The sequence below is a fragment of the uncultured Porphyromonas sp. genome, from assembly GCF_938023125.1.
Taxonomy (GTDB): domain Bacteria; phylum Bacteroidota; class Bacteroidia; order Bacteroidales; family Porphyromonadaceae; genus Porphyromonas.
The window spans coordinates 1-13,290 of sequence record NZ_CALHDW010000017.1; the positions used below are offsets into that span (position 1 = coordinate 1).

General features: G+C 48.2%; 12 protein-coding genes. 11 read left to right on the forward strand and 1 reads right to left on the reverse strand.

The window, feature by feature from the left end:
* The 11 genes from Q0090_RS04655 to Q0090_RS04705 form a co-directional block, all read left to right on the forward strand.
* The coding region (locus tag Q0090_RS04655) for a DHHA1 domain-containing protein (protein WP_297947910.1) at nt 1-714 on the forward strand (714 nt) is incomplete at its 5' end.
* Between the two features lie 70 nt (nt 715-784).
* Nucleotides 785-1,417, forward strand: a complete 633-nt coding sequence (locus Q0090_RS04660) for a DUF4827 family protein (RefSeq protein WP_297947911.1) — start codon at nt 785-787, stop codon at nt 1,415-1,417.
* Between the two features lie 9 nt (nt 1,418-1,426).
* Nucleotides 1,427-2,818: a phosphoglucosamine mutase gene (glmM, locus tag Q0090_RS04665; RefSeq protein WP_297947913.1), complete on the forward strand. Its 1,392-nt coding sequence runs from the start codon at nt 1,427-1,429 to the stop codon at nt 2,816-2,818.
* A 21-nt stretch (nt 2,819-2,839) separates the two neighbouring features.
* A complete protein-coding gene (rlmD, locus tag Q0090_RS04670; protein WP_297947916.1) occupies nt 2,840-4,267 on the forward strand; it encodes a 23S rRNA (uracil(1939)-C(5))-methyltransferase RlmD in 1,428 nt (475 codons plus the stop codon).
* Nucleotides 4,268-4,503: 236 nt separating this feature from the next.
* The gene (locus Q0090_RS04675; RefSeq protein WP_297947918.1) at nt 4,504-5,151 is read left to right on the forward strand and encodes a transglycosylase SLT domain-containing protein; all 648 of its coding nucleotides are present in this window, start codon (nt 4,504-4,506) and stop codon (nt 5,149-5,151) included.
* A gap of 24 nt (nt 5,152-5,175) precedes the next feature.
* Entirely contained in the window at nt 5,176-7,059 is a 1,884-nt protein-coding gene (locus tag Q0090_RS04680; RefSeq protein WP_297947921.1) for an ABC-F family ATP-binding cassette domain-containing protein, read from the forward strand.
* Between the two features lie 21 nt (nt 7,060-7,080).
* Nucleotides 7,081-8,334, forward strand: a complete 1,254-nt coding sequence (locus Q0090_RS04685) for an FtsX-like permease family protein (RefSeq protein ID WP_297947923.1) — start codon at nt 7,081-7,083, stop codon at nt 8,332-8,334.
* 10 nt (nt 8,335-8,344) lie between these two features.
* The gene (locus Q0090_RS04690) at nt 8,345-8,611 is read left to right on the forward strand and encodes a GNAT family N-acetyltransferase (protein ID WP_297947927.1); all 267 of its coding nucleotides are present in this window, start codon (nt 8,345-8,347) and stop codon (nt 8,609-8,611) included.
* Nucleotides 8,611-9,201: a hypothetical protein gene (locus tag Q0090_RS04695; protein ID WP_297947929.1), complete on the forward strand. Its 591-nt coding sequence runs from the start codon at nt 8,611-8,613 to the stop codon at nt 9,199-9,201. Before Q0090_RS04690 ends, Q0090_RS04695 begins: the two co-directional genes overlap by 1 nt.
* A 6-nt stretch (nt 9,202-9,207) precedes the next feature.
* A complete protein-coding gene (locus tag Q0090_RS04700) occupies nt 9,208-9,774 on the forward strand; it encodes a cob(I)yrinic acid a,c-diamide adenosyltransferase (RefSeq protein ID WP_297947932.1) in 567 nt (188 codons plus the stop codon).
* Nucleotides 9,775-9,844: 70 nt separating this feature from the next.
* Complete coding sequence (locus Q0090_RS04705; RefSeq protein ID WP_004332134.1) at nt 9,845-10,066, forward strand: DUF2795 domain-containing protein; 222 nt, start codon at nt 9,845-9,847, stop codon at nt 10,064-10,066.
* A gap of 184 nt (nt 10,067-10,250) precedes the next feature.
* On the opposite strand, the gene Q0090_RS04710 is transcribed toward Q0090_RS04705, so the two are convergent.
* A complete protein-coding gene (locus tag Q0090_RS04710) occupies nt 10,251-13,124 on the reverse strand; it encodes a hypothetical protein (RefSeq protein WP_297947937.1) in 2,874 nt (957 codons plus the stop codon).
* Nucleotides 13,125-13,290: the final 166 nt, after the last annotated feature.

The following is a 13,290-nucleotide window of genomic DNA, read 5'->3' on the forward strand; positions in this document are numbered from 1 at the left end:
ACCTGCGAAGTGCTTACTCGGCTTTTTTTATCTCCCGACGAGCGCTGTATCCGTCTCCCCGAGGCAACAGATTCTACACCCCTCGATCCCACTCAAGCAGAGGCTCTTCGCGCCAAGATAGCCACCGCTCTTTTGACCGGGATTATCACCGATACAGGGCTTTTTAATCACAACTCTTCGCGTCCCGATTTGTACGAATTAGTAGCCGTTCTACTGCGTTCGGGAGCTGATAAAGACCTTATTGTAGACAAGATAAATCACAACCATCCCGAGAGCAGACAACGCCTTGAGGGGTACATCCTTTACGAAAAAGTAGTTGTAATGCCCGAGATACAAAGTGCCTACTTTGTGCTTACGAGAGAGGAGATGGAACGCTTTGAAACCGGAGCGGCAGACACGGATGGATTTGTCAATAAACCCCTAGATATAAAGGGCATTAATTGCTCTGCCTTCTTTAGAGAAACGCTCGACGAGGGGGTTAAGGTTTCTGTACGATCCATCGGGGATATTGCCGTAAACGAACTTTGCAGTGAGTGCTTCGGAGGAGGTGGACACAAGAACGCTGCCGGAGGAGAATTCTCCCAAGGCTCCATAAGCGAAGCCGTAGATCTCTTTGTCGATTACATGCGACGCCATTACCTCAGACCAAGCAAAGAGCGGAAGCCCACTATGGGGATTCCCATCCCAAAAGAGCTGCAAGAAATGTTCAACTAGAGCTACAACAGGGGAAAGAAACAACAAAGAAAGAATACACACCCAATCATCACTTTCATACGATTTAGCAATGAAACAAATTCGCTCCACCAGCTTCAAACTGGAATATTTACTCTCAATTCTTATAATGGGTCTTGTGGCTCTTGGGGGTACAGCCTGTAGTAAAACCAAAGATATTAAGTCTCTCTCCCAAATGCTCAAAGAGGAGGAGATAGCCATTTCTAAGCTCATCAACAAAGAAAACATCACGGTACGCAACTATGCCGAGGGGCAAACCTCTTTTGACAAAGGGATATACTACAAGTTTAGTAATGGCCTCTACATGGAGGTTTTAGAAGCAGGAGGAGAGCGCCCCGTTGCCGAAAAAACGCGTGTGAATGTACGCTTCGAGGGCTATATCTTCAACAAAGACTCCATACAGCAGAACTTCAACAATTTGTCCATGCCGGGCTTCCAAGATACTGAGTTCATCTATGTAGATCGTTACTCTCGCGGTGCACTGCATTTTATTCTGATCAAGTCGGCTCCGGGCTATTCGCTCAACGCCCTCATGTGCGAGGGCTTGGCTTTCCCCATGTCTTTGCTAGGAGATGGAGCCAAAGTACGCCTCATCATCCCCTTTACCATCGGGGCTGAGATTAACTACAACCGAGGTAGTACCATGTATTGCCGCGAGGTACGGTATGAATTTACACGTCAATAAACTTTTTACATGCCACTAATCAAATCCATCTCGGGTATCCGAGGAACTATTGGAGGGGGAGCTTCTGAGGGGCTTAACCCTATAGCCGTCACCCGTTTTACGGCAGCCTTTGCCACATTTATTCGAAAGTCTAGTGGTGTAGCTTGCCCCCTAATCGTAGTCGGACGAGACGCACGTATGTCTGGCGAATTGGTGCGTAGGATCGTGACCGGTACCCTAATGGCGATGGGTTGTGATGTGGTAGATATAGATCTTGCCACCACCCCCACTACCGAAATGGCAGTAATAGGGCTAAAGGCTCAAGGGGGAATTATTATCACAGCCAGCCACAATCCAAAACATTGGAATGCCCTCAAACTGCTCGGAGGGAAAGGCGAATTCTTGACCGATCTAGAGGGTAAAGAAGTTCTTTCCATTGCAGAAGACGAAAATTTTGTATTCTCTCCCGTAGAAGAGTTGGGGCAGATTCACTACCAAGATTACCTTCCCGAGCATTGTCGAGCCATACTAGCTTTAGAAGAAGTAGATGCCGAAGCCATCCGAGCTGCCGGGTTTAGTGTTGCTTTTGACAGCATCAATTCGGTAGGAGGCATTGCGGTTCCCTATCTACTCCGGCAACTAGGAGTAGAAGTGGTTTATCCCCTTTTCGATACCCCAAACGGCGACTTTGCCCACAATCCGGAGCCTCTACCCCAGCACCTAGTAGCCCTCTCGGAGACAGTGCGGGAGAAGCATGCCACGGTGGGATTCTCCGTAGACCCCGATGTGGATCGACTTGCCATTATTGATGAGAACGGACTTCCCTTTGGAGAAGAATATACCTTAGTTGCTGTAGCCGATTACCTACTCGATTATCATGGAGGGGGCAATACGGTTTCCAATCTCAGCTCTACCCGTGCTCTTCGCGACGTAACTGAGCGAGGGAATAGAGGCTTCTATGCCGCCGCTGCGGTGGGCGAAGTCAATGTTGTTGCCAAGATGGCAGCCACCAACGCCCTCATTGGAGGAGAGGGCAATGGGGGTGTAATATTCCCCAAGCTACACGCCGGTCGTGATGCCCTTGTGGGTATTGCCCTCTTCCTTACCTTGCTGGCAAAGAAGAAAAAATCGGTTAGTGAACTTCGTCGTGAGTACCCCGTTTACTATATGAGTAAACAGCGTGCAGACCTCCCGGAAGGGACTGACACAAAGGCTCTGTTTGCCCGCATTGCAGAACGCTTTGCAAGTGATCACCCCAACACCATTGATGGAGTAAAGATTGATTTCCCCTCTTCTTGGGTACACATGCGAGCCAGTAATACAGAGCCCATTGTACGTATTTACACAGAGGCTCCCACAGAAGAAGAAGCCAACAGCTTAGGCGAGAAGTTTTGCAATATCGTGCTTGAGATGCTTCGGTAATCACACTAGAGAATAGACCTTTTGGCTAGAAATAAAAAACCTTTACCCCTCCTTGAGGGAATTACTATAGAGCGGATGGCTGCCGAGGGGCAGTCCATTGCGCATTGGGGGGAGCTTGTTGTCTTTGTCCCCTATGGTGCGCCTGGCGATAGGTGTACGCTACAGATAGTCCGAAAAAAGAGTCATTATGCTGAGGCTCGGATCGTGACCCTTGAGGAGCCATCACCCCTCCGAATCCCCCCTCGTTGTAAGCATTTTACCACTTGCGGTGGCTGCAAATGGCAACATATCCCCTATGAGGAACAACTGACTGCCAAGGCAACACAAGTGCGAGATGCCATGGAGAGACTTGGCAAAGTAGAGGTGGGAGAGTATCTCCCCATCCTAGGTTCTCAAGAGATTTACCAGTATCGCAATAAGCTTGAATTCACCTTTAGTAACCGCCGTTGGAGGACGAGCGAAGAACTCGCTTCTCTACCAGAAGGGTTAGGAGAAGCCGATAATAGCGGATTGGGATTCCACATCCCGGGCAAGTTTGATAAGGTACTAGACATTGAGGAGTGCTACCTCGGGAACGAGCTAAGCAACCGCATTCGCAACTTTGTTCGAGCCTATTGTTTGGAGCGTATTGAGCATTATCCCTTTTACGACCTTAGGGCACAAGAGGGGGGAATGCGTACCCTCATGATTCGCACAACCAGCAAGGGGCATACCATGGTTTTGGTTGCTTTTGCCCACGAGAAAGCGCACGACAGAGAGGAACTACTCGCGGCTATCCATCACGAATTCCCCCAGGTTAATTCGCTTCTCTACGTTATCAATACAAAGCTCAACGATACTTTTACCGACCTCTCTGTAGAGACCTACTACGGGAGCCCCTTCATAGAAGAAGAGATGGAGGGCTTAACCTTCCGCATTGGTCCCAAATCTTTCTATCAAACCAATAGCCGTCAAGCTCTAGAGTTATACCGAGTAGCTCGTTCTTTTGCAGGGCTTACGGGGCAAGAAATCGTCTACGACCTCTATACGGGCACAGGTACTATTGCCAACTTTGTCGCCCGCGATGCAAAGAAAGTAGTGGGTATCGAGTATGTACCGGAGGCGATAGAAGATGCTCATCTCAATAGCCAAGTAAACAAAATCGATAACACCATTTTTTATGCGGGGGACATGAAGGATATCCTTACCCCCGAGTTAATTGCCCGTCATGGAGCCCCCGACGTGGTAATTACGGATCCCCCTCGAGCCGGGATGCATCCCGATGTAATTAAAACCCTTCAGGGTGCAGCTCCCCCTCGTATTGTCTACGTTAGTTGCAATCCTGCCACGCAAGCTCGCGATGCCGCTCTCCTCGTTGAGGGTGGATACCGAGTACTCAAAGTACAACCTGTAGATATGTTCCCTCACACCCACCACGTGGAGAACGTAATGCTACTGGAGCATACTTGAGAAGAATCTCCCAAGGGGAAAAAGTTCTCCCAATCAAAAGAGCAGCCCCCCAAGAGAGACAGTATGAACTAAAACAAAACCTGATGCGAAAAATTCGATTAAGGACATCAAAAAAATTTGCTACCTCATGCGTTTTCAGACGCTATGGGGTAGTTCTGTTTTGTTCCCTCGCCCTTCTAAATGTTGGGGGACTGTGGGCTGCACCCCCACCCTCTCTTGGCGCCATCACCCAAGCCATGGAGGCAATACTTATAGAGCAACATATCCTTTCCCCCTCGCAACCCTCACTAAACATCTTGTCTGATAGTATTGCAGAGCAAGAGGGAACGGGCGTAATTTCTGCATACGACCATTTGTTTATCAAAGAGGCAAAACGTATAGGTTGGGACTGGTGGTATTTGGCAGCCATTGCCTATCACGAGTCGAAGTTCCAACCCCATGTAGGCGGAGGTAGAGCCGTCGCTATCGGACTTATGGGTATACTTCCCTCTACGGGTCGGCGTTTTGGTGCAAGTGCTTCTCAGTTGCGAGATGCAGCCACTTCTGTGCGGGTTGCCGCCTCTTGTCTGGATGCTTTTGCCAAGGAGTTTAACCACGTCTCCACGTTACGAGACCGAGAACTTTTTGCTTTAGCCTCCTATGTATGTGGTAGTGGCCATGTCCACGATGCCTGTCGCATAGCCCAAAAGCATGGTGCCAATTCTCTGGTTTGGGATGAGGTTAAGTCCTTTATCCTCAAGATGAATCAGCCCAAATACTATCGTGATAAGCTGGTCCGTTTTGGACGATTCAATGGCAAACATACGGTAAAATGCGTCAGCGATATTGATGCGCTTGCCCAAAAGTACGCACAACAGATCGCTCAAGCAAAGAGCAAGAAATAGGACTTTTATTCTTCCGAGAGGTATATGATTCAAGTTGAACAGCTCTCCAAGTCATACGGAGACCGCCTGCTCTTCCAAGATGTTTCTTTCTCCATAGCAGAGGGGGAAAAGTGTGGATTGATAGCCGCCAATGGTACAGGAAAAACGACTTTGCTTCGTATCATCACGGGAGAAGAAACCTCCGATAGTGGTACCATCACAACGAGAAAGGACCTACGCATAGCCTACCTGCCGCAGCGACCTCACCTACCCGAGGGAAAAACGATACTCGATACTTGCTTCAATCCCATGGACAAAGTGCCCCACCTTGTGGGTTGCTGGCGAGAGGCTGTAGAGGAAGACGATAGTGAGGCTCTAGAGAAGTTACTCCCCGAAATGGATGCCCTAGGGGCTTGGGATTACGAGAGACGTGCTGAGGAGATCCTTCATAAGCTCTCCGTTCGAGACCTCTCTCGCTCTACTCATTCTCTGAGCGGAGGGGAGCAGAAGCGCATTGCCTTAGCCGGGATACTCCTATCGGAGCCGGATTTACTGATCCTAGACGAACCAACCAATCACCTAGATCTGGATGCCATTGAGTGGTTACAGCACTACCTAGAGCGCAGTAAACTCATGCTGCTGATGGTAACGCACGATCGTTACTTCCTAGAGAGTGTCTGCGATTCGTTCCTCGAATTGACCCCTTCGGGCGTATATAGCTATGCCTGCACCTTCGACCAATATTTAGAGCGTAGGGCTGAGCGACTAGAACTAGAGCGCACTGCGGTACAAAAAGCCAATAACTTATTCCGTCGGGAGCTGGAGTGGATGCGTCGCCAACCTCAGGCACGAGGAGGAAAGCAGAAGGCTCGCAAAGATGCTTTTTACGAACTAAAGAAGCTAACAGAGCCACCCCGCGAGGAAAAAGCCAGTGAGATAGATAGCCAACGAGTCTACATCGGCAATAAAATCTTTACGGCGCACAATGTATCCCTCGCTTATGGAGAAAAAAAGATCTTACAACACTTCTCCTATACCTTTGCTCGTTACGACAAAGTGGGAATTGTGGGAGCCAATGGGGTAGGCAAGACTACATTCTTAAAACTTTTGCTCGGGGAGATTAAGCCCGACGAAGGATTTTTTGAGATTGGCGAGACGGTGCACTTCGGTTACTTCAGTCAGCAAGGCGCAAAATTTGATCCCGAGAAGCGAGTGATCGAAGCCATTACAGACCTGGCAGAGGTGATACGAGACCCTCACGGCGAGGGGCTACTCTCGGCCTCCCAACTGCTCACCCGCTTTGCTTTCTCGCCCGAGAGACAATACACCCCTATCTGCAAGCTGAGCGGAGGAGAGCTACGCCGGCTCTATCTTTGCACCGTTTTGCTCACCAACCCCAACTTTTTAGTCCTCGATGAGCCAACGAATGACCTTGACTTGCTTACCCTAGGCATCCTCGAGGAGTATCTAAAAGAATTCAAGGGATGCCTTATCGTGGTTAGTCACGACCGCTTCTTCATGGATAGCCTAGTAGACCACCTTTTTGTTTTCGAAGGGGATGGAGTTGTGCGCGACTTCCCCGGCAACTATACACAGTATCGGGAGTGGGACAATGCTCGGCAAGCCCAAATCCAAGCAGAACAAAAGGCTCAACCCTCTCAAGCTAAAGCCAATACAGAAGCTACAAGTAGGAAACCTCAACAAGAGCGCAAGGCTAAGCGGTCGTACAAAGAGGAGCAAGAGTTTTTGCAACTAGAGAAGGATTTGCCCCTCTTAGAGGCCGAGATCAAAAACCTAGAAGAGCGTATGTCTTCGGGCTCTCTCGCCGCCGATGAGTTACAAAAGGCCGGTGCTAAATACAAACTTCTGAGTGACGAATTAGACGAAAAGACCATGCATTGGCTCGAACTCTCAGAGCTGGGCAATTAGCCATTAGTGCCTCTATCCACAATGAAAATCCGCATCTACCCCTTCTTTCTAGCGCAGAGATTGGCCACGAGGCAATCTGCCGCCTCCCGTGCCACCAGCTCTCTTTTGAGATTCACGGTACTCGGTATTGCTTTGAGCTTGGCGGTCATGTTGCTTACCATTTTTGTGGGAAAAGGATTTCGCAACCAAGTACACGAGCGGATCTATCTACTCACGGGGCATATCATCCTCAACGAATATGGCAGGAACTATGCCGACGAATCCGCCTCCCTACGGGTTACGCCCGAGCTCCTTTCTGAGCTTGCGAGCATTAAGGGAGTGGCGGAGATACGCCAGGTGGTACAGAGTGGAGGCATAATCAAAACCGATAGTGACTTCTCCGCAGTGCTCGTGATGGGCGTCTCATCGCGCGACGCCTACCTGCAGACTTCTGGCGTTCTTAGGGATGGACATATCCCCTGTTTTGATGGTTCAGATACACTCCATAATCCCATACTCCTCCCTCTTGAGTGTGCCGAGAAACTGCACCTCACCGTAGGAGACAAAGTGCCTATTTATTTTACAGGAGCACGTACTACGGTACGTACCTTTACCATTGCAGGGATTGTAGATCTCCCCCATATCGAAGCCCCTATCGTGGTAGCTCCCATCGGAGTTATGCGCCATGTAGCCCACATTGATGAGGATAAAGTGACGCGTCTTGAGCTATTTGTTCAACCCAAAGTAGACCACTTAGCCCTAAGTGATCGGCTTGTGGAGCAACTATCCAAAAGCCCCAATACCGGAGGGCAAAGCCTTGGTATGTACACGGCAGAGAGCCTAATGCCGGATATATTCGCGTGGATAGAGATGCTCGATGCCAATATATCCCTGTTGCTCGTGCTGATGCTCATTGTCGCCTCGTTTACCCTTATCACGGGGCTTTTGATACTAATACTCGACCGCACACGGATGATCGGGCTACTCAAAGCTTTGGGGGCTCGCTATGGCTCCATTCGATCTTTGTTCCTTTACTTAGCTGCTTTCGTGGTGGGTAAAGGCCTTTTGTGGGGCAATTTGATTGCCTTTGCACTGGCCGGAGTGCAATACTTCTTCTCGCCCATTCAGCTAGACCCGGCAACCTATTACCTATCTTACGTTCCCATTGAGTTTGATATACCTTGGGTTTTGGGGATAAATCTTCTCGTCTTTGTACTCTCTATGATTTCTCTCCTTCTGCCCACTCGTATTATTGCCCGCATCAGGGCGGTAGATACGCTCCGGTTTAATCAATAAAATAACCCCTATGACCGACCTTCACTTTCAATTACAAGATAATTTCCTGAGAGCCTACGATGCCGACAACATCGAAGTCGGGCATATCGAGTTTGCTCTCAACGATGGAGTTTGTACCATCCTGCATACCATTACCGAAGAGGCTTTTCGGGGGCAATCCGTAGCCCATCACCTCATGCAAGAGATGATGCTTCTTGTTGAGAAGAGCGGGTGGAAAGTATACTCCGAGTGTAGCTACGCCACCACCTACCTCAAGCGCGTCAATTATCCTCTTTAATGGCATTCAGTTGGTCTCTTGCTCCAGCTGCCAAGTCTTTGTGGCGCAGATGCTTCTCGCATGGGGGGCATGGCGTACACTCCCCATTTGCCTTTGAGTTGCTCACTCGTGTAGTGGAAGAAAAATCTCCCTACTCGGCATTCGCCTCCATCAGAGACGTTGTACATCGGTATGGCAGGAAAGAGAATGACCTCAGACTCGCCTTTTTATTTTACCGATTAGCGGCTCATTATCCCATAAAAAGAATACACGTTTTGGGAGCAGACAGCGACTATATGCAAGAGCTATTGCCCCTCTTAGAGCGGGCAACATGCCCCTCTCCTTTGGAGCATCCCTATGGTCCCTACCCTCGGGAGGATCTATTCTCCCTCTTCTTTATCACGGAGGAGGTTGCACTCACACAGATAATAGAAGAGCCGACCCCTGCGATACTACTCATCCCAACTTGGCAAAATCCTTCTCTAAAAAGGCGCACGATTCAGTACTTCAAAGAGGGGCGTCTCTCGGGGATCCGCATTGATCTCCCCACAGCTCAATTGGTAATTTCTTCCTCTCGATTTCATTCACAACAATACAAATCGACCCTATAAAACGATATGGCAAAAAGTAATCTGTATACTCGCACAGGCGACCGAGGTACCACCTCGCTGGTAGGCGGGCAACGCATCAAGAAGAGCGACCTACGGCTCGAATGCTACGGCACGGTAGACGAACTCAACTCCTTTATTGGCGTACTGCGCGCAGAGGAATTAGAAGCCGCTTCGGCGGAGCAACTCGCCGCTATCCAAAACAATCTCTTCGTGATCGGTTCCAATCTTGCAACGGACACCTCCAGCCACGAGCTAAAAGCCTTTTCTCAACTCTCCGAAGAGGTGATCATTGCTCTTGAGGGGTGGATAGATCAATTAGACGAGGCAACCCCACCCATGACAGGATTCATCTTGCCGGCAGGCGGACGTAGCGCCGCTCTCTGCCATGTGTGCCGCACGGTAACTCGCCGTGTAGAGCGTCTTTTGTACCGATTAGAGGAAGAAGTTCCCGTAGATGAACCCCTAGAGCGTTATATCAATCGCCTGAGCGACTACTTCTTTGCCCTTGCACGCTATGAGTCCCATCGCCGCGACGAACCGGAAATTACTTGGCAAAAACATTGTGTAAAATAGAAATAAATACTACTTTTGCGCGCGATAAGTGGCAGAAGCCGAACCTATTTAATAGCAACACGAACTGATTATGTATTGGACACTTGAATTAGCCTCAACCTTGGACGATGCCCCATGGCCTGCTTCCAAAGATGAACTTATAGACTATGCACAACGCTCGGGCGCTCCTCTTGAGGTCATAGAGATACTCGAAGAGATCGAAGACGAGGGTGAGATATACGAATCTATCGAAGACATTTGGCCGGATTACCCTAGAGACGAAGACTTCTTCTTCAACGAAGAGGAATACTAACCCTCCCCTCTCTAGAGAGAGCTACTCCCTACTCGGGTAGCCCTCTTCCCAAGAGAACCCATAAAAGATACCGAGCTGTCTCAAGAACGCTCGGTATCTTTTTATACTATTCTTATGAGGATTACATCTCCCCTCCCCCATTGCATGCACAAAGGAGGTGGAACAGATGTTTTTTAGTTAGGCATTACAGTAGTATTTTGTAGGTTTTATCCCCTATTACAATGAGGTAGAACGAGTGTACCCTACCCGAGTAATCCCACTGAGCAACCCCCAAAGCATTTGCCCTATTTTGGGCAATGAGCTTGCCATCTACATCGTAAATAGAGATAGCAGTAAAGGCTCCTGTATGGAGTGTTATACGCTGATTTACCTTGTCTACAGCAAGCTCTATCTGCGCCTCTACTAACGGAGTAATAGAGGTGCCAATACCTTGATACACGATGGCATCATCGTAGTTTCCGTTGTAGTCGTAGACCTGCCAATTTTTCTCTTTTGCAATCTTTACATCACGGTCTAGGCAAATATTTTGTTCATTAGTATCCTTTCCATCAATGATGTAGAGTGCAGCTTCGTCAGCAGACGTACGCACTGGCAAACTCTCCATAAGGGCTGTCATATCCTTATCTTTTATGCGATTAGCAAAACAATCTACGAATTGAAGCATCTGGTTTTTGGAGAGATCCAACTGCTTTAGAGCATTGTTCCCCACTATAATAGTTTTGAGTTGAGGATTCTCTTGCAGGTTGAGTTGCTCTAGTTTATTGGCATAGCAACTGAGGGAGACAAGGCGTGTATTGTGGGAGAGATCCAGGCTACTCAGTTCGTTCTCGCCGCAAGCTAACTCACCCAACAGAGCGTTCTCAGTAAGCGATAAGGTAGCTAGTTTATTGTTGTTACAATAGAGCGTTGCTAGTTTTTTGAGGGGCGAGAGATCTATGTGGGAAAGCTCATTTTTAGAGCAATCAAGGTATACAATTTCGCTGTTGTGTACTAGGTCTAGAGCCTTAAGTCGGTTTTCTTTAAGAGCGAGAGTGACTAATTTAGCCGATGCTGAGAGGTCTATTTGCTCCAGAGCATTGGTCGAGGCTTCGAGGTAAACGAGGTCAGGGAGCATCTTCACATCCAGCCGCTTTAACTCAGCACTCTCGGTAGACAGCACAGTGAGCTGAGTATTTTTGCTTACATCCAACGCGCCAAGAGGGTTGAAAGAGCAGTAAAGCTCGGAGAGGAGAGGTGCCTGATCGAGCGAGAGTTTGGCAATCTTATTTTGGGAACAGAAGAGTATCTTTAGCTCCTTGTTTTGGCTAATATCTAAGGACTCTAAAAGGTTCCACGAACAACGTATTTCCTTTAGTTTTGGGTTCTTAGTTAGGTCTATCTTCTCCAATTTATTCCATGAGCAAAGGAGTTGCTCGAGGTCGCTACACTGGGTAATATCAAGGCTTGTAAGGAGGCAGTTTTGGCACATAATCTTGGAGATATTGCCCTTGAGCATTATGTTTTTAGAGCGAACTGTGTACTCTACTTCCTTATCGTTAATCCACTTTCCGTCCAACCCTTCGAGTGCTAATTGCCCATCTCTAGTTCGGATTGTTAGCTTAATCTTGGCTCCTATATCGGCCTTAGTAACGAGGGAAATCTGCTGCTCTACCTGCTCGCTACAACCCGAGCCATCGCCTTGCAACTCCTCTCTAAGCCCGGCTCGTGTAGTGTAGACATTCCATCCTAGAGCCTTGGCAAGGGCTGTTTTACTGGTCAATGCACCAGGATTTTCTTTGCTAGGGGTATCGTCTGAAGCTACGTAGATTCGCCCGGAGATGTACTCTTCTATCCTATTGGGGAGAGTCTTATACAAAGCATCTAGAGCGCAAGCGTCTAGGTTATTGTCCGCTATATCTAGCCCCATAAGTTGGGGAGCTCCCTCTATACTTACAGAGCTAAGCAAATTGCCTGCACACTCCACATCGCTCAGCTTTGGGCACCCCGAGATGGCAAGTTGCTTGAGGCTGTTGTGCGACACTTTTAGGGTAGAGAGCAGGGGTAAGTTGGTACAATTGATGGTTTCAATGCGGTTAGACGAGGCATCCACCTGCACGAGTTCGCTATTTGATGCGAGGTTTAACATGCCCGAAGCCTTGCTGTTTACAGCTCTGAGGTTACGGAGTTTGGGCAAAAAAGATACGTCTAACCAATTGAAAGAATTGCCCGAAATATCCAATTGGGTAAGCAGGGGCATTTCAATAAAAGGCAAGTTACCCAACTCATTATCGGCAGCGAGAAGCTCGTCTAGCAAGTTAAGATCTTGCTTAAAGCCAAGGTCTTTCAACTTATTTGCGCTGCAATCAATTGATTTCAGCTGCGGACAATTATCCACAATGAGAGTGGTAAGTCCATTTTTTGCCACTCTTAGCTCCTCTAGCAAAGGAAGATTTTTTACTTCGAGCGAGCCAAAAGCATTCTCCGAGAGGTGCAACTTGAGTAGTGCTGTGCATTGCGAGAGGTCTAGGGAGGTTAGTTTGTTTTTCTCCACAGCAAGGTAAGAGAGTCTCTTTTGCTGGGAGAGATCGAGCGAAGTTAGCTCATTACTCGAGAGGTCAAGTCTCTCTAATTGCCCTAGTCCATTGAGCGAAAATCCCTTGAGATTGTTCTCAAACAAGATTAGTTCCTTAAGATTAGGAGCTTCGCTAATCTGCAACGAGGTAATTGCATTGGAGGGAGCCTTGAATATCTTTAGGTCGTTGGCGTAAATCTTGATGAGAGGATTATCTTTGGCTGCATCGCAATACACTCGCATGGCATAGGTAGGGTCGTCACTCACCATGAACTCCTTGAGTACTCCGTCTCCTAAGTCAATATGGATCCAATCTTGTGCATTAGAGACTTCGAACATAAGCCTCTGCCCCTTCTCGCACTGCACAGAGAGGGAGGCAGCTAGACCTGCTGTGGGGTGCTCTTGAGCCAATAATGAAACCTTTGGTAGTACAAATCCAAAGAGCAATAGGAGCAACAATCGAGCGTTTTTGCCCCTTAGCATAGATAAATCAGACTTCTTCTTCATAGCTTTACCATTATAAAAACAACATTCCATGCTTAGAACCTTTGCTACCCCGAGGGGTAAAAGAATCGTAAGCTAAAGGTATGAATACTCTGACAAATTAAAGAGAGTAAGCCCCAAGTTTGATTAGAAAAAGCATAGACTCAAGCTGCACCGAAGTACAACTTGA

Coding starts and splice junctions, on each gene's coding strand:
- Q0090_RS04710 (WP_297947937.1), bottom strand. CDS start 13,124: ATGAAGAAGAAGTCTGATTTATCTATGCTAAGGGGCAAAAACGCTCGA.
- Q0090_RS04685 (WP_297947923.1), top strand. CDS start 7,081: ATGAAAATCCGCATCTACCCCTTCTTTCTAGCGCAGAGATTGGCCACG.
- Q0090_RS04695 (WP_297947929.1), top strand. CDS start 8,611: ATGGCATTCAGTTGGTCTCTTGCTCCAGCTGCCAAGTCTTTGTGGCGC.
- Q0090_RS04705 (WP_004332134.1), top strand. CDS start 9,845: ATGTATTGGACACTTGAATTAGCCTCAACCTTGGACGATGCCCCATGG.
- Q0090_RS04680 (WP_297947921.1), top strand. CDS start 5,176: ATGATTCAAGTTGAACAGCTCTCCAAGTCATACGGAGACCGCCTGCTC.
- Q0090_RS04690 (WP_297947927.1), top strand. CDS start 8,345: ATGACCGACCTTCACTTTCAATTACAAGATAATTTCCTGAGAGCCTAC.
- glmM (WP_297947913.1), top strand. CDS start 1,427: ATGCCACTAATCAAATCCATCTCGGGTATCCGAGGAACTATTGGAGGG.
- Q0090_RS04660 (WP_297947911.1), top strand. CDS start 785: ATGAAACAAATTCGCTCCACCAGCTTCAAACTGGAATATTTACTCTCA.
- Q0090_RS04675 (WP_297947918.1), top strand. CDS start 4,504: ATGGAGGCAATACTTATAGAGCAACATATCCTTTCCCCCTCGCAACCC.
- Q0090_RS04700 (WP_297947932.1), top strand. CDS start 9,208: ATGGCAAAAAGTAATCTGTATACTCGCACAGGCGACCGAGGTACCACC.